At 59.6% G+C, this 14,035-nt stretch carries 20 protein-coding genes and 2 pseudogenes; 11 read left to right on the top strand and 11 right to left on the bottom strand.

Going from position 1 to position 14,035, the window contains the following annotated elements; genetic code table 11:
* Positions 1–104: 104 nt before the first annotated feature.
* From C8024_RS23060 to C8024_RS06410, 3 genes are all read left to right on the top strand, one after another.
* Complete coding sequence (locus tag C8024_RS23060) at positions 105–410, top strand: hypothetical protein (RefSeq protein WP_367947195.1); 306 nt, start codon at positions 105–107, stop codon at positions 408–410.
* Complete coding sequence (locus tag C8024_RS23065; protein ID WP_367947196.1) at positions 362–781, top strand: TPM domain-containing protein; 420 nt, start codon at positions 362–364, stop codon at positions 779–781. Before C8024_RS23060 ends, C8024_RS23065 begins: the two co-directional genes overlap by 49 nt.
* An 81-nt stretch (positions 782–862) precedes the next feature.
* A complete protein-coding gene (locus tag C8024_RS06410) occupies positions 863–1,375 on the top strand; it encodes an NUDIX hydrolase (RefSeq protein WP_254305632.1) in 513 nt (170 codons plus the stop codon).
* A gap of 37 nt (positions 1,376–1,412) precedes the next feature.
* On the opposite strand, the gene C8024_RS06415 is transcribed toward C8024_RS06410, so the two are convergent.
* Complete coding sequence (locus C8024_RS06415; RefSeq protein ID WP_100095289.1) at positions 1,413–1,691, bottom strand: ETC complex I subunit; 279 nt, start codon at positions 1,689–1,691, stop codon at positions 1,413–1,415.
* Between the two features lie 24 nt (positions 1,692–1,715).
* A complete protein-coding gene (locus C8024_RS06420; protein ID WP_173203606.1) occupies positions 1,716–2,729 on the bottom strand; it encodes a polyprenyl synthetase family protein in 1,014 nt (337 codons plus the stop codon).
* Positions 2,730–2,845: 116 nt separating this feature from the next.
* On the opposite strand from C8024_RS06420, the gene C8024_RS06425 reads away from it, so the two are divergent.
* From C8024_RS06425 to C8024_RS06440, 4 genes are read left to right on the top strand one after another with little or no spacing between them, the layout of a single operon-like run.
* Positions 2,846–3,127, top strand: coding sequence for a chorismate mutase (locus C8024_RS06425; RefSeq protein WP_173203608.1), 282 nt, complete (start codon positions 2,846–2,848; stop codon positions 3,125–3,127).
* 4 nt (positions 3,128–3,131) lie between these two features.
* Positions 3,132–3,581, top strand: a complete 450-nt coding sequence (locus C8024_RS06430; protein WP_173203610.1) for a thiol-disulfide oxidoreductase DCC family protein — start codon at positions 3,132–3,134, stop codon at positions 3,579–3,581.
* The gene (locus C8024_RS06435) at positions 3,578–4,504 is read left to right on the top strand and encodes a saccharopine dehydrogenase NADP-binding domain-containing protein (protein WP_173203612.1); all 927 of its coding nucleotides are present in this window, start codon (positions 3,578–3,580) and stop codon (positions 4,502–4,504) included. The genes C8024_RS06430 and C8024_RS06435 overlap by 4 nt, the downstream gene beginning before the upstream one ends.
* Positions 4,505–4,524: 20 nt before the next feature.
* Positions 4,525–5,214 carry a DUF4166 domain-containing protein gene (locus C8024_RS06440; protein ID WP_173203614.1) on the top strand — a complete coding sequence of 230 codons (690 nt, stop codon included), beginning with the start codon at positions 4,525–4,527 and terminating at the stop codon, positions 5,212–5,214.
* On the opposite strand, the gene C8024_RS06445 is transcribed toward C8024_RS06440, so the two are convergent.
* The 5 genes from C8024_RS06445 to C8024_RS06465 form a co-directional block, all read right to left on the bottom strand.
* Positions 5,211–6,530 carry a HAMP domain-containing sensor histidine kinase gene (locus C8024_RS06445; RefSeq protein WP_173203616.1) on the bottom strand — a complete coding sequence of 440 codons (1,320 nt, stop codon included), beginning with the start codon at positions 6,528–6,530 and terminating at the stop codon, positions 5,211–5,213. The two genes, C8024_RS06440 and C8024_RS06445, sit on opposite strands and share 4 nt — an antisense overlap.
* 95 nt (positions 6,531–6,625) lie before the next feature.
* Positions 6,626–7,291 (bottom strand): response regulator transcription factor, encoded by a 666-nt coding sequence (locus tag C8024_RS06450; RefSeq protein ID WP_089132861.1) that lies wholly within the window; start codon positions 7,289–7,291, stop codon positions 6,626–6,628.
* 98 nt (positions 7,292–7,389) lie between these two features.
* On the bottom strand, positions 7,390–7,584 hold the full coding sequence (locus tag C8024_RS21075; protein WP_254305633.1) for a PepSY domain-containing protein: 195 nt from the start codon (positions 7,582–7,584) through the stop codon (positions 7,390–7,392).
* Between the two features lie 176 nt (positions 7,585–7,760).
* Positions 7,761–8,474 carry an SIMPL domain-containing protein gene (locus tag C8024_RS06460; protein WP_173203618.1) on the bottom strand — a complete coding sequence of 238 codons (714 nt, stop codon included), beginning with the start codon at positions 8,472–8,474 and terminating at the stop codon, positions 7,761–7,763.
* A 155-nt stretch (positions 8,475–8,629) separates the two neighbouring features.
* The gene (locus C8024_RS06465) at positions 8,630–9,355 is read right to left on the bottom strand and encodes an aminotransferase class IV (RefSeq protein ID WP_217272045.1); all 726 of its coding nucleotides are present in this window, start codon (positions 9,353–9,355) and stop codon (positions 8,630–8,632) included.
* A 118-nt stretch (positions 9,356–9,473) separates the two neighbouring features.
* On the opposite strand from C8024_RS06465, the pseudogene C8024_RS06470 reads away from it, so the two are divergent.
* Positions 9,474–11,275, top strand: a pseudogene (locus C8024_RS06470) (ABC-F family ATP-binding cassette domain-containing protein).
* Here C8024_RS06470 and C8024_RS06475 read toward each other — a convergent pair.
* A complete protein-coding gene (locus C8024_RS06475) occupies positions 11,276–11,806 on the bottom strand; it encodes a DUF6456 domain-containing protein (RefSeq protein WP_173203620.1) in 531 nt (176 codons plus the stop codon).
* Positions 11,807–11,891: 85 nt separating this feature from the next.
* Between C8024_RS06475 and C8024_RS06480 the strand changes: the two genes are divergently transcribed.
* Both C8024_RS06480 and C8024_RS23070 read left to right on the top strand, forming a co-directional pair.
* On the top strand, positions 11,892–12,455 hold the full coding sequence (locus C8024_RS06480) for a helix-turn-helix domain-containing protein (protein WP_173203622.1): 564 nt from the start codon (positions 11,892–11,894) through the stop codon (positions 12,453–12,455).
* A 410-nt stretch (positions 12,456–12,865) separates the two neighbouring features.
* A pseudogene (locus C8024_RS23070) lies at positions 12,866–13,027 on the top strand (glycosyltransferase family 4 protein); the annotation flags it as partial.
* A gap of 53 nt (positions 13,028–13,080) precedes the next feature.
* Here C8024_RS23070 and C8024_RS23075 read toward each other — a convergent pair.
* Positions 13,081–13,383, bottom strand: a complete 303-nt coding sequence (locus C8024_RS23075; protein WP_367947204.1) for a hypothetical protein — start codon at positions 13,381–13,383, stop codon at positions 13,081–13,083.
* On the opposite strand from C8024_RS23075, the gene C8024_RS23080 reads away from it, so the two are divergent.
* Positions 13,285–13,656 carry a glycosyltransferase gene (locus C8024_RS23080; RefSeq protein WP_367947203.1) on the top strand — a complete coding sequence of 124 codons (372 nt, stop codon included), beginning with the start codon at positions 13,285–13,287 and terminating at the stop codon, positions 13,654–13,656. The genes C8024_RS23075 and C8024_RS23080 overlap by 99 nt on opposite strands.
* Here C8024_RS23080 and C8024_RS06490 read toward each other — a convergent pair.
* Positions 13,653–13,862 carry an Mth938-like domain-containing protein gene (locus tag C8024_RS06490; RefSeq protein WP_254305634.1) on the bottom strand — a complete coding sequence of 70 codons (210 nt, stop codon included), beginning with the start codon at positions 13,860–13,862 and terminating at the stop codon, positions 13,653–13,655. The genes C8024_RS23080 and C8024_RS06490 overlap by 4 nt on opposite strands.
* A gap of 14 nt (positions 13,863–13,876) precedes the next feature.
* A complete protein-coding gene (locus C8024_RS06495) occupies positions 13,877–14,032 on the bottom strand; it encodes a hypothetical protein (protein WP_173203624.1) in 156 nt (51 codons plus the stop codon).
* Positions 14,033–14,035 lie beyond the last annotated feature (3 nt).

The following is a 14,035-nucleotide window of genomic DNA, read 5'->3' on the forward strand; positions in this document are numbered from 1 at the left end:
GGCGGCAGCGGCGGTTCCGGCTTCGGCGGCGGCGGATTTGGTGGCGGCGGCTTTGGCGGCGGCGGCGGCAGCTTTGGCGGCGGCGGCGCTTCGGGAGGATGGTGATGGCTAAAGTCAATCAGTTCACCCCGGACGACCACAAGATTGTCACGTCCGCAGTCTCGCAGGCCGAGAAAACGACCGATGGCGAAATCGTTACCATCGTGACCGGCGAATCCGACCATTATGGTGATGTCGCCTGGGCGATATCCGGTCTGGTGGCGCTGACCGCCCTGCTGGTGATCAGCCTGTTTCCGGAAGTCTATCTCGGCATCATCGACTGGATGGCCGGCGGCTGGAGCGGTATCACCGCCCTGCCCTATTGGGCGCTGTTCATCTTCGCAGCGTTAAAATTTTTGGTACGCGCCTGATCCTGATCTGGAAGCCGCTGCTTTTCCTGCTCATCCCGCCACCGATCAAGAAATCACGGGTGCGCAAGCGGGCGATATCCCTGTTCCGGGTGTCCACGGATCATCGCACAGTCGGACGGACCGGCATATTGCTCTATCTGTCGATGCGTGAACATCGCGCGGAAATCGTGGCTGATGAGGCTATTGTCGCCAAGGTGGAACCGGACGTCTGGGGCGAAGCGATGGTCGGCATGATCGATCTGGTACGCGCCGGTACGCCGGGCGAAGGCATGGCCGAAGCGGTCCGCCAGATGGGCATCGTCCTGGCCGAACATTTCCCCAAATCCGACCAGAATCCCAACGAACTGCCGGACCGGCTGATCGAACTCTGACATTCCCTTCGCCTTGAGCTTGTCGACGGTCGGTTTTTGCGGCAGGCGTGCTTCATCGGGCTCAGCAAGAACGGGATAAATATGTCGGAAAATATCGAAATCATGTGGGAAGGCCGTTTCATTACGGCCAAGCGTGAAGGCAAATGGGAATATGTTTCGCGCAGCCGCGGTATCAAGGCGGCGGTCATCCTGGCGATTGACGATGGTCATGTCCTGCTGGTCGAGCAATTTCGCGTTCCGCTTGGCAAATATTGTATAGAATTGCCTGCCGGCCTTGTCGGCGATCATGACGAGAATGCCGAAGAAGACAGCGCCATTGCGGCGATCCGCGAACTGGAGGAAGAAACCGGTTATCGCGCGGATACAATGGAGGATTGCGGCGAATATTATTCCTCGCCGGGAATGGTTTCGGAAAGCTTTTCCCTGTTCAGGGCCAGCGGTTTGACCAAGGTCGGTGATGGCGGCGGCGTGGACGGAGAGAATATTGTCGTCCACCGTGTCGCCCTGAGCGGGCTGACCGATTTTATCGAGAGCAAACGCAGCGAAGGCGCCGGTATCGACGTCAAGCTGCTGATGTTTCTACAGCTGGTTTGAATATTTCGGCATTGTTCCCTGCGCAGGCAGGTAACGGCTAGCGGAAATTATCGGCGTAAGCCTGTATTTTCAGCGTCTTGTGCGGCGTGGGAATGACAGCATAGGCAATTGCATGCTTGTCGGCATAGGCCTTGGCCGCATCGCAGCTGTCAAAAGTCAGCTTTACCTGCCGCTGGGTATCGCCGGATCCGGCCCAACCGGTCAGCGGATCGGGTTTGCGCGGTTCCGCCGGTTCGAATTCCAGCACCCATTTGTCGGTCAGCGCCCTGCCCGACTGCATGGCGTTTCTGGGGATCTGATAAATTCGTGCGGCCATATTCTGTTCCTGTCCTGAACCGGCTCAATAGGCGCGGGAGATGGCAAATTCAACCGCTTCGGTCATCGCGTCCTTCGCTTTGCCCGCAGCGAATATACCGAGTGCGTCAATTGCCCGCTGACCATAGTGGCGGGCCCGCGACATCGTGTCGTCCATGGCTCCGGTTGCGTGGATCAACTCAGTCGCCCGGGCGAGATCGTCATCGGACGATTTATGCCCAATGATCGCGTCTTTCCAGAATTTGCGCTCCTCGTCATTGCCGCGGGCATAGGCCAGTATGACCGGCAGCGTCACCTTGCCTTCGCGGAAATCGTCGCCGGCATCCTTGCCCATGGTTTCGCGATCGGATGAATAGTCGATCGCGTCATCGACCAGCTGAAAGGCTATGCCCAGATTGCGGCCATAGCTGTCCAGCGCCAGTTCGACTTCGTCGTCGCATTCCGCGACCACGGCGGAAATCCGGCTGGCCGCTGCGAACAGGGCAGCTGTCTTGGCGCCAATGATATCGAGATAGCGGTCTTCATTGGTTTCGATCTTGCGCTGCGCGGTCAACTGGTTGACTTCGCCTTCGGCGATGACAGCAGAAGCATTGGACAATATCTTCAGCACTTTGAGCGAGCCGTCCTCGACCATCAGCTCGAACGAGCGGCTGAACAGGAAGTCACCGACCAGAACGGTCGCCGGATTACCGAAAATGAGATTGGCGGCGGTTTTTCCGCGCCGCATGTCGGAGCCGTCGACCACATCATCATGCAACAGGGTCGCCGTGTGGATGAATTCGACAGCGGCCGCCAATTTGAAATGGCGGTCACCCGGATATCCGATGAGCTTTGCCGCGGCCAGCGTCAGCATCGGACGCATCCGCTTGCCGCCGCCTGCGATCAGATGGCCGGCCAGTTCAGGGATCAGCGGTATTTCGGACTGCATGCGATCCAGAATCACGCTGTTGACCTGGTTCATGTCGCTGGCGACCAGAGACATGATGGGTTCTAGTGAAGGCGCGTTATCCCGCCCGATATGATGGACCGTTGCTGACATGTTGCACCGGATGTGGCAATTCACTAGGGATAAGGCAAGTGAAATCAGGCCATATTCGGTTGCGTCCCGTGCATGAGACGGCGAAATCGAAACAGGCGGAAACGGGGCAGCGCAAAATGGATGAAAAGCTTAAGCAATATCGCGAAAGCATCAACAATATCGATGCGGCGCTGGTGTTCATGCTGGCCGAACGGTTCAAGGTGACCCAGGCGGTCGGCGAATATAAGGCCAAAAACCAGCTGCCTCCCGCCGACGGCGCGCGCGAAAAGGAACAGATTGCCCGGCTGCGTCAGCTCGCCAGCGACGCCAATCTCGACCCCGAATTTTCCGAAAAATTCCTGCGCTTCATCATCGACGAAGTGATTCGCCACCACGAACGGATCCGCGGCGAGAGCTAGGGCGATGGCCGCCCGCCTGTTGGATCTGACGGGATATCCAGAATCAGACCAAATTCCGGAAAAATTTCCGCTTGTCGTTTTCGATAGCGATTGCATCCTGTGTTCCCGTTCCATGCGGTTTCTGGCTTGGATGGATCGCAGAAATATTGTCCGGCTTACGCCTGCACAAGGCAAGCTGGGAGAAGCTATTTACCAGGCAATGGACATGCCCATCGACAATTACGAGACCTTCCTGTTGGTTGAGCAATCGCTCGTCTGGGGCAAGTCCGACGCGATCTTGCGGATGGTCTACCGTCTGGGCTGGCCTTGGCGCGCCCTGGGATTGCTCAGGGTCATTCCACGACCAGTCAGGGATTCTGTTTACACACTGGTTGCACGCCACCGGTACAAGATATTTGGCCGCCGCCAGGCATGCGGACTTAACCAACCGTCGCTTTCGGACAAAATCATATGAACCGGATAATCGTCATCGGCGGCTATGGTGGATTTGGCGCCAAAGTCTGTCAATTATTGGCTGAAGACGGCCATGAAGTCCTCGTTGCGGGGCGCTCGCTCGCGAAGGCCGAATCCTTTTGTTCGCAATTTTCTGCCGGAACCATGATCCCGCATAGGCTCGATCGCCAACAGATTGATGCGGATCGACTACGGTCGCTCGACATCTGTTTACTGATCGATGCTTCGGGGCCTTTCCAGGCACAAGATTATGATGTTGCCGAAGCCTGTATCGAGGCGGGCATCCACTATCTCGACCTTTCGGATGGCCGGGCCTTTGTGAACCAGATTGCAGAGCTGGATCATAAGGCAAAGCTGGCCGGAACATGCGTTATTTCCGGTGCCAGCACTTTGCCTGCGCTGAGCGCCGCGGTTACCGACGAGCTGGTCAAAGACTGGAACAGCGTCAATTCCATCCGCGCATCATTGAGCGCAAGCAACCGGTTGAATGCCAGTCGGTCGGTAACGGAAGCCATCCTCAGTTACGCAGGCAAGAATATCGGCATCTGGCGCGGCAGGACATGGCGACAGGCAACAGGCTGGCAGGAAGCTCGCCGTATCCCTTACCAGATAAGCGGAATGAAACCGCATATCAGGTCGGTGCGGTTCTGTGACGTACCCGATCTGGACAGCCTGCCCGCCCGATATACCGGCAAGCCGGCCAGCGAATTTCGCGCCGGCAGCGATATCAGATTGCAGGATTTCCTGCTCGGGATGCTCACATGGCCGGTAAAATGGGGATGGCTGCGGGACCTGTCCGCCTTCAGACGTCCAGCGATGCTTGCTCAGCGTTTTTATCGATCTTTGGCGGCAGCCGGTCGGCGATGGAAATTCGCGTTGCCGGTCAGCAAGAAGCAAATGGCGTCGAACGAAAATGGACCATAATAGCAGATAAAGGCCACGGCATGTGGATCCCGGCATTCGCGGCGCCGTTGCTGGCAAACAGGATATTGAAGGGTGAATTGCATTCCGGCGCGCGCAGTTCGAGCGGCCTTCTCCAACTTGAGCAATTTGAACCCTATTTCGACCGGTATGAAATCAACACGGAGATCGTCGATATTCCTAAACCGGATTATCTGTATCGGCGAGTGATGCGGCAGGAATTCGACCGGCTTCCGCCAACGGTGCAACATGCGCATCAGGTGTCAGGCGATCAGGGGATGACTGGCACCACCGAGGTGGTCAGAGGCAGCAACGCCATCGCCATTCTTGTCTCCAAGCTTTTCGGCTTCCCTTCGTCGGGGACAAACCGGCCAGCCCATGTGCATATGAGAGAAGAAAACGGCGTCGAAACCTGGGTCCGGGATTTCGGCGGACAGAGATTTGCCAGCAGATTGAGTCAGATGGACGATCTCTTGGCCGAACAATTTGTCCCCTTCCAATTTGCGATGGAATTGCGGCGCACGGAAGATGGCCTGTCGATGCACATCCGCAAAGCCTATTGCTTTGGAATACGCTTTCCACTTGCCCTGGCACCGAAAATCGAGGCCAGAGAATATGAAGCAGAGAACAAGTTCCATTTTGACGTTGAAATTGGCTTGCCGTTGGTTGGACGGCTCACCCTCTATAAGGGCAATTTGCGCCCCCTGAGCTAAGCTTCGACAATCTCGCTCTTCGGCAATCGCAGGCGCACCAGCAGGCCGCCCAGATCTTCGCTTTCCTCAAGCGATACTGAGCCTTCATATATTTCCGCCACATCTCGCACGATGGCCAGACCGAGCCCGGTTCCGGGCTTGCCGCTGTCGAGCCGCACGCCGCGGTCGAATATGCGCTGGCGCTCCGCTTCGGGAATACCGCGGCCGTCATCCTCGATCAGCAGCTCGACAAATTCGTCCCCGCTTTCGACCGTGATGAAGACGCTGCCGCCGCCATATTTGGCGGCATTTTCGACCAGATTCCCGATCATTTCGTCGAGATCCTGACGCTCGACCGATGCGACCGCATCCTTGTCGCCGTCTATATCGATCCGGACATGCGGATAGAGTCGCCCGACGGCGCGTTCGACGGCCTGCAGGCTTTGCCAGACTTTCGCCCTGCTGTGCGCATGGCCTCGCCGGCCCACCGCCCGTGCCCGCGCAAGGTGATGATCAACCTGCCGCCGCATGACACCGGCCTCGCGGATCACCGTATCGGCCAGATCATCGGCCTTGGCGGTGGCGCTGTTCATGATCACCGTCAGCGGGGTTTTCAGCGCGTGGGCGAGATTGCCGGCGTGGCGCCGCGCCTCCTCTGCCTGCTTTTCATTATGGTCGAGCAAGGCATTGAGTTCATCGACCATCGGCGTGACCTCGATCGGCATCGGTTCGACCACCCGGCGCTGCTGGCCGGTCCGCATGGCCGCGATGGCGCTGCGGATCTTGCGCAACGGCCAGAGACCGTAGAGCGTCTGCAGCGCCGCCATGCCGATCAGGCCGAGCGCCAGTATCAGGAAACTGTTGACCAATATCGACCGGATATTGGCGATCTGGCCGTCCAGACCGTCGCGGCTTTGCGCCACCTGGAACAGCCATTTGGTGTCACTGTCGGGCAGGATGATCGTGCGCTCGAGCACGCGCAGCGGCTCGTCGGGGAACTGGTTGCTGTCATAAATATGGGTTTCGCGGTCATCATGGGCGATGTTCGAGAACAGCGTCCGGTCCCACAGCGAGCGCGAGGGAAAATCGTCGTGGCCCTTGCCGCTGATCTGCCAGTAAAGCCCGCTATTGGGCTCCAGAAAGCGCTGGTCACCGAGCGGCCGGTTGAGGAAAACCTCGCCATCCGGCCCGATTTCGGCGGACGCGATCATCGCCGTCAGCACATATTCCAGCTGATTGTCGAAATTGCGGGTCACCGCGTCGTTCAGCACCCGGTCCAGCGCGAAGCCGCCCCCGAACAGCAGGATCACGATCCAGGCCGCAGCGATGCCGATCATCCTTCGACCGAGCGATCCGGTGGTCTGCGTGCCTAGCCGAGATTGGGTTGCCGGTGCCTTTTCTTCGAGCGGACGATCTATCTGGGCCGGTTCATTCAGGCTTCGGGATCCTCTAGACTATAGCCAAGCCCCCGGATCGTGGAAATGACCTCGGCGCCCAGCTTCTTGCGGATGCGGGTCACAAACACCTCGATCGTGTTGGAATCGCGGTCGAAATCCTGATCGTAAATATGCTCGATCAGTTCGGTTCGCGACACGACCTTGCCCTTGTGGTGCATCAGATAGGAGAGGAGCTTATATTCCTGGGCGGTGAGCTTGACCGGACTGCCGTCGAGCGTGACCTTGCCGGACCGCGTGTCGAGACGCACATTGCCGGCGGTCAGCTCCGAAGAGGCATTGCCCGAAGCGCGGCGGATAAGCGCGCGCAGCCGGGCGATCAGTTCCTCGGTCTGGAAAGGCTTGGCCAGATAGTCATCGGCGCCGGCATCCAGACCGGCGACCTTGTCCGACCAGCTGTCGCGGGCGGTCAATACCAGCACCGGAAAATTGCGCTCTTCCTTGCGCCAGCGATCGAGCACGGTCAGTCCGTCGATTTCGGGCAGGCCGAGATCCAGAATGACCGCGTCATAATCCTCGGTCGAGCCCATGAAATGGCCGTCCTCGCCGTCTGTCGACAGGTCGATGGCATAGCCATTGGCTTCCAGTGTCGATTTGAGCTGCTGACCCAGCGTAGGTTCGTCTTCAACGATCAAGACGCGCATGCTTGTCCTCCGAAATAATGCCTGATTTTCAGGAATAGCCTATATCACCATCCCCCAAAGGCACAATGATATTAGAAAATTGCGACTGTCGCTGCTGATCAGCGGGACTGGCGCAATATGGTGCCGGTCCGGCCATCGACGTCAACGAATATCACCCGGCCATCGCGGATGAATTTCAGCCGGTAGACCTGCGCGCCGGGGTCGAATTCGGGACCGATATATTCGCTGTCGCCCATTTGCGGCAAAATCCGGTTTTCGATCGAACGGATCGACTTCACCTTGCCCGCCATCATCTGGCGCGCGCCTCATTCTGCTCGCCACGACGGTCGGCAGCAGAAGCCTGCGGCGCGACAGCCGACACACCAAGCACCAGAAGGGGCAAAAAGGCAGTTATTTTCAACATCAGCACCCTCCTAGGCCCGGTGGTTTTAACATCACGTGAATAAGGTTTGTCTCGGCAAGTATAGAATTATCGGGTCATTTCATAGGTGATATTGAGCGAAACGACGGTTCCGACCTGCCCCGGAGCAACCGGCGGCGCGGACGAGGAAGCAGAAGCCTCCATCCGCATCATCGGTGCATCGGATTGATGCGACATGCCTTCGCTGATCGACAGTACCCGAACACCGCTATATCCTTCTGCCCGGGCATAGCTCATGGCCCGAGCCTTGGCATTGGCGAGCGCCCGTTCCCGCGCGAGATCCTTCAGCTTGCTGTCATCGCTGATCGAGAAAGACGGCCCGTTCAAATTGGTCGCACCGCTGCTGACAATCGCATCGAGAATTTCACCCAGCTTCGATATGTCATTCACGGTTGCCGAGACCTGATTGGAAACGACATAGCCGACAAAGCGGTTCTGCCGGCTTTCCTGGTCATAGTCATAATCGGCGCGCAGATTGATGCCGGTGGTCTGAATGTCCTTTTCGGCGATGCCGAGTGATTTGAGCCGGTTCATGACCGCCCGGGCCTGGACCGAGTTCTGGCGCAGCGCCTCGGTCGCCGTTTTCGCCCGGGTTTCAACGCCGGTGCTGAACATCGCCGTATCCGGCGCGCTGTCGACCTGTTCCGATACGCTCAGCTCAATCACCGGGTTCTGGGCGACAATTTCGACATTCGCGGCCTGCGCCATAGTGATCGGGCTCAGGGCCAGAGCCGCTCCGGCCAGTAAAATTGGGAATTTCATGATGTTCTCCATTGATTCAGTTCGTTGTAGACGAAGCTCTCTGAACGGCGGCTAAATAGTTTTGCCGGATCTTCCCGGTTTTTCTCCCGGTCGTCCGTCACCGATCCTGTGGCCGTCGATCTCGACGACCGGCATGACCAGCAATGTGGACGATGTCACAAAGGCTTCCGCCGCTTTTTTGCCTCGTCTATGGAGAAAGCGCGCTCTTCGATTGTTAGTTCCATCGATTTCGCCTGCTCGAGCATTTCGATACGGGTGACGCCGGGCAGGATGCGACGATCAAGCTGATGCGAAATCAGTACGCCGTCCTGGCTGATGATGTAGGCATTCTGGGACGTTCCTTCGGTGATCATATCGCCATGCGCCATCCATGCATCATCGACCCCGGCTGCCATCGCCTCCATTTTCATGAGCGACGCGTAAAGCAGCTGCGTGGTCTTGATGTCGCATCTCTGCCAGCGCAGGTCAGGGCGTGTAATGATTGTCATGCCGCGGTCGGCCATCGGGTTGGCGACCAGCACCCGGGGCTGGGCAAAGGCGAATATTGTCGGGGCGGTATCCGGGCTGGGCCAGCGATAATCCCGCTCGTCCATCACCCCGCGCGATATCTGCAGATAGACCACGCCTTCCTGCAAATCATTTTGCGCCACCAGATTCCGCGACATGGCCGACCAGTCGGCAGAGGCATTGATCGAAAGCTCGCCGAGCGATCGTTCAAGCCGGCTGACATGACGATCCATATCGATCAGGCGGCCATTGATCACCGAGATCACCTCATAGACGGCATCGGAAAACAGCAGGCCACGGTCAAAAATCGAGATTTTGGCAGAAGACTTGGAGACATATTCGCCATTCAGATAGATTATATCCAATTTTTCCACCTGCCCCCGAAATAGCCTCTGCATTTCTAACAATCCGATATGGCGCGGCAGGTCAATGGCCTTTGTTTAAAAGAGAAGACTTGAGCCCGGGCCCGCTTGGCCCTAACGCCCGGGAACCATGGCTCAACCCCCGATCTTTGCATATGAGAATCTCTCGCTCCATCAAGGCGAAGGCTGGCTGTTCGAGAATCTCGACCTGCACGTCGGACCGCGTGACCGGCTTGCCCTGATCGGCCGCAATGGCGCCGGCAAGACGACGCTGCTGCGCCTGATCGCCGACCAGATCGAAGCGGACAAGGGCCAGCGGATGATCCCCCCGGGCACGAATATCGTCTATCTGGAGCAGGAACCCGACTTCACGCCGTTCGAAACCCTGCGAGACTTTGCCGTTTCGGGCGAGCAAGGCCCTGCCCTCCACGAGGTCGAGGCCATTGCCGATCAGTTGGGCACCGATCTGTCCAAGGGAGCGGCCAAAGCCAGCGGCGGCGAGAAACGCCGGGCGGCGATCTGCCGGGCGCTGGCGTCCGACCCCGATCTGTTGCTGCTGGACGAGCCGACCAACCATCTCGATCTCGGGGCGATTGACTGGCTGGAAGACTGGCTCGGGCGTACAAGGGCGCGTTCATCACCATTTCGCATGACAGAACCTTCCTGACCCGGCTGACCAAACAGACGATCTGGCTGGATCGCGGTGCGCTGCGGCGTCAGGAAATCGGCTTTGGCGGCTATGACGCCTGGATGGAGAAAATCCATGCGGACGAGGCGCAGGCGGCCAGCAAGATCGACGCAAAGCTGAAGCTCGAAGCGCGCTGGCTGGAACGCGGCGTCACCGCGCGGCGCAAGCGCAATCAGGGACGGCTCGAGAAACTGTGGGAAATGCGCGCGGCCCGCGCCGCGATGATCGGCCCGGCCGGTACCGCCAATCTCAAGATCCAGAACGATGACAGCCGCACCAAGTCGGTAATCACTGCCGAGAATATCTCCAAGTCTTTCGGTGATCGCCAGATCATTCGCGACTTTTCGCTGCGCATCCAGCGCGGCGACCGGATCGGCATCGTCGGGGCCAATGGCGCCGGCAAGACGACATTGCTGAAGATGCTGACCGGCGAACTGGAACCGGATAGCGGCAAAGTGACGCTCGCCAAGACGCTCAACGGTGTGTTTATCGACCAGCAGCGCAGCTTGCTCGAAGGCAATAAAACGGTCCGCGACGTGCTCGCCGATGGCAGCGACTGGGTCGATGTGCGCGGCGACAAGAAACATGTGCAGGGCTATCTCAAGGAATTTCTGTTCGCGCCGTCGCTGATCGACGCCAAGGTCGGTACATTGTCCGGCGGCGAACAGTCCCGGCTGCTGCTGGCGCGCGAATTTGCGCGGATGTCCAACCTGCTGGTGCTTGACGAGCCGACCAACGACCTCGACCTGGAAACGCTCGATCTCCTGCAGGAAGTGATCGCCGATTATGAAGGCACGGTATTGCTGGTCAGCCATGACCGCGATTTTCTCGATCGCACGGTGACGGTAACGCTCGGCCTCGATGGCAGCGGAACGGTCGATATTGTGGCCGGCGGCTATGCCGAATGGGAAGCCCGTCGCAAGCCGCGGGCACCGGCGCAGAAAGCGGCTTCCAAATCCGCTCAGTCCGGCAGCCAGGGAAGCCCCAGGGCTGCGGGCTCCAGCAAGAAATTGAGCTACAAGGACCAGCGCGACTATGATCTTCTGCCCGCGCGAATCGAGGCTATCGAACAGCGTATGGCGGAGATCGAAAAGACGCTCGCCGACCCCGATCTGTATACGCGGGATTTTCCGCGTTTCGAGGCGCTGACCAAAGAGAATAGCGCCCTGATCGACGAGAAAGACGAAGCCGAAATGCGCTGGCTGGAACTGGCAGAAGAAGTCGAGCGGCTGGCCGACAATTGATCAGCCGGGCAGGCGGTAATATTCCGCCAGCCGGTCCAGCGCGATTTTCAGCACCAGCTTGCCGGAGCGCGCTGGCCAGCCGAGATTTTTCTCCGCGGCCGGAGTCCCCTCCCCGCCGCATATAATCCGCCAGGCGATATCGGACAGGTCGCTGCCCAGATGATCGATCGCATTCTCGAAACGCAGCCTGGCCGAAAGCTGCGCTTCCGTCTCGTTCAGGACGTGCGGCGCAGCCCGCTTGCCGCCGGCCACCGGCGCGGCATCCCATCGCATCGTCACGCTGGGCGCCAGATTGGCCCGTTCCCAGTCGGCCCGCAATTTTTCCCCGGCGTCAAACTGCCGGTCGGACAAATGGCCTCTTGCGTGAAGCCATCCCAGGGGCGATTCCGCGAGATTGACCGTGACACTGCGCGCCCGCCTGCGCGGCGCTTCGCGCCCCTGCCTTTCCTCGCCATCCTGCGGCAGCGCCCGTTCGGCGAGCAGACGCGGTCCGGATGGTGATTTGTCTCTTCTGGTTCTGCTGGCGGACATATAATCTCCTCTTTGGCTTGCAACCCTCTTGCCATTTTGGCAATATTGTAGGAAAGGATAAAACCATATAGGTTTGGAGATATTTATGATCAGCCGTATCAGAGACGTTCGCAAGGCCAAGGGACTGACGCTCGACGATGTCGCGATGCGGTGCGAGCCGCCGACAACCGCCCAGACCATCGGGCGGCTCGAAACCGGCACCCGGACCCTGTCACTCGGCTGGCTGAACCGGATTGCCGATGCCCTGGGCGTGGACAGCGCGGCACTCCTGTCGCTGCCCGATCAGGAGGAATTGCCGGTCGCCGCCATTCTCGATCACAAGGGCGCACACGCGCTCGGCAAGGTCGAGCATATATATCAACCGGCGATCGAGCCGGCGATGGTGGCGCTGCGCGTCAAGAGCAGCGTCGGCGACTATCGCGCCGGCGACGATGTCTGGCTTTCCCGGCGGAGCGCCGATCAATTTGGCAGCGCGCTCAACCGGGACATATTGGTCCCTCGCCCCGCCGGGCGCTTTCTGTTCGGTCGCCTTATCGGTCGTCAGGACAACAAGCTGCAAATCCTGCCGCTGGGCAGCGGCGCGCGGCAGCAGATTGTCAGCGACCCCGAATGGATCGGCGTCGCGGTGCGGCTGGTAAGGGAGCTTTAGGGACCGGATGCCGGGACGCTTGCCATGACCCAGCCGCTGCGTGTGCTGACCCTGTCGACCCTGTTCCCCAATGCGGCAGCGCCCAATTTCGGGATATTTGTCGAGCGGCAGACTGCCGAGCTCGCGGGCCGCGCTGAAGCAGATGTTACAGTCATCAATCCGGTCGGGATGCCGCCCTTCCCCCTGAACAGGCTTGGACAATATAGGGTGCTGCAATCTCTGCCGGAGCGTGAAGAGTGGCGGGGGCTGGACGTTTATCGCCCCCGGTTCAGGTTGATCCCCCGGTTCGGCGGAGCCGATAATCCGCGCCGCATCGCCGAGGCGGTCCTGCCGCTGGTGAAAAATTACACGCGAAAGCGCCCTTCGATATCATCGATGCGGAATTTTTCTATCCCGACGGGCCGGCTGCGATGCGCCTTGCCGCTGCTCTGGGCATTCCCTTCACGATCAAGGCGCGCGGGGCGGACATCCATCACTGGCGCAGTGATCCGAAATGCCGCGCCCAGATCCTCGAGGCTGCTGACAAGGCCGGCGCTCTGCTGGCGGTGTCCGGGGCGCTGAAGCAGGATATGGTCGCCCTTGGCATGGATGGAGGCCAGATTTCCGTTCACTATACCGGACTGGATCAGGAGAAGTTCATCCCTGTCGACAGGACAGCAGCCAAGCAGGCCCTGGGGGTCAGCGGCCCGCTGTTCATCACCACCGGCGCGCTGATCACGCGCAAGAACCAGGATTTGGTGATCCGCGCCCTGCCCCATATTCCCGGGACCACGTTGATGCTCGCGGCGCGGGCGACCAGGAGCAGACATATCGGGCGCTCGCCAGACAGCTGGGCGTCGCGGGGCGCGTCCGTTTCCTCGGCAGCGTTCCGCATGATCAGCTGCCGCACCTCACTGCCGCCGCCGATATCGCGATTCTCGTGTCGCAATCCGAAGGCCTGGCCAATGCCTGGGTTGAGGCGCTTGCCTGCGGTACGCCGCTGATCATCAGCGCGGCCGGTGGGGCGCGGGAGCTGGTGATCAGCCCGGATGCCGGACGGATAGTCGACCAAAGCGTCGAAGCGATTGTCGAAGCCGCAAAAGCGCTGCTTGCCGACCCGCCGGCGCAGGATGTGGTCCGGTCATCGGTCAGCCAGTTCAGCTGGCAGAATAACGGTGATCAGCTGCTGGCCATCTTGCGGCAGGCATCCGGCCAATATTAGGCGAGCGGCAGAAAGGCGCCGATTATCCAGCGTTCTTCAGCCCGGAGCACACCCCAGGTCCGCGCCGCAGCGCGGCTGTCCATGACCTCAAGCCCCATGCCGGCCGCCTCCACTTCCCGACGGAAAGCGGCAGGCGGCTGCAGCATCGACGGGCCGCTGCCGAGCAGGAGAAATTCCGGTTTGGGCGACAGGTCGAGGCTGGACAATATGTCCGCGAGGTTCAGCGCCTCGAGACCCGAGCCGCCCAGCCGATGACCTGCTCGGGCGAGATCAGCAGTCCCTTTTCGAACCGCTGGTCACCGCTCTTGAAGCCCGTAGCCGTGAAGCCGGTAATGACCGGACCGGTAAATTCGACATCCTTGCGTAACTCTACCAAGGG

This window comes from Sphingopyxis sp. BSNA05 (assembly GCF_013265645.1).
Taxonomy (GTDB): Bacteria; Pseudomonadota; Alphaproteobacteria; order Sphingomonadales; family Sphingomonadaceae; genus Parasphingorhabdus.

Coding starts and splice junctions, on each gene's coding strand:
- C8024_RS23060 (WP_367947195.1), top strand. CDS start 105: ATGGCTAAAGTCAATCAGTTCACCCCGGACGACCACAAGATTGTCACG.
- C8024_RS06410 (WP_254305632.1), top strand. CDS start 863: ATGTCGGAAAATATCGAAATCATGTGGGAAGGCCGTTTCATTACGGCC.
- C8024_RS06415 (WP_100095289.1), bottom strand. CDS start 1,691: ATGGCCGCACGAATTTATCAGATCCCCAGAAACGCCATGCAGTCGGGC.
- C8024_RS06420 (WP_173203606.1), bottom strand. CDS start 2,729: ATGTCAGCAACGGTCCATCATATCGGGCGGGATAACGCGCCTTCACTA.
- C8024_RS06425 (WP_173203608.1), top strand. CDS start 2,846: ATGGATGAAAAGCTTAAGCAATATCGCGAAAGCATCAACAATATCGAT.
- C8024_RS06430 (WP_173203610.1), top strand. CDS start 3,132: ATGGCCGCCCGCCTGTTGGATCTGACGGGATATCCAGAATCAGACCAA.
- C8024_RS06435 (WP_173203612.1), top strand. CDS start 3,578: ATGAACCGGATAATCGTCATCGGCGGCTATGGTGGATTTGGCGCCAAA.
- C8024_RS06440 (WP_173203614.1), top strand. CDS start 4,525: ATGTGGATCCCGGCATTCGCGGCGCCGTTGCTGGCAAACAGGATATTG.
- C8024_RS06445 (WP_173203616.1), bottom strand. CDS start 6,530: ATGATCGGCATCGCTGCGGCCTGGATCGTGATCCTGCTGTTCGGGGGC.
- C8024_RS06450 (WP_089132861.1), bottom strand. CDS start 7,291: ATGCGCGTCTTGATCGTTGAAGACGAACCTACGCTGGGTCAGCAGCTC.
- C8024_RS21075 (WP_254305633.1), bottom strand. CDS start 7,584: ATGATGGCGGGCAAGGTGAAGTCGATCCGTTCGATCGAAAACCGGATT.
- C8024_RS06460 (WP_173203618.1), bottom strand. CDS start 8,474: ATGAAATTCCCAATTTTACTGGCCGGAGCGGCTCTGGCCCTGAGCCCG.
- C8024_RS06475 (WP_173203620.1), bottom strand. CDS start 11,806: ATGTCCGCCAGCAGAACCAGAAGAGACAAATCACCATCCGGACCGCGT.
- C8024_RS06480 (WP_173203622.1), top strand. CDS start 11,892: ATGATCAGCCGTATCAGAGACGTTCGCAAGGCCAAGGGACTGACGCTC.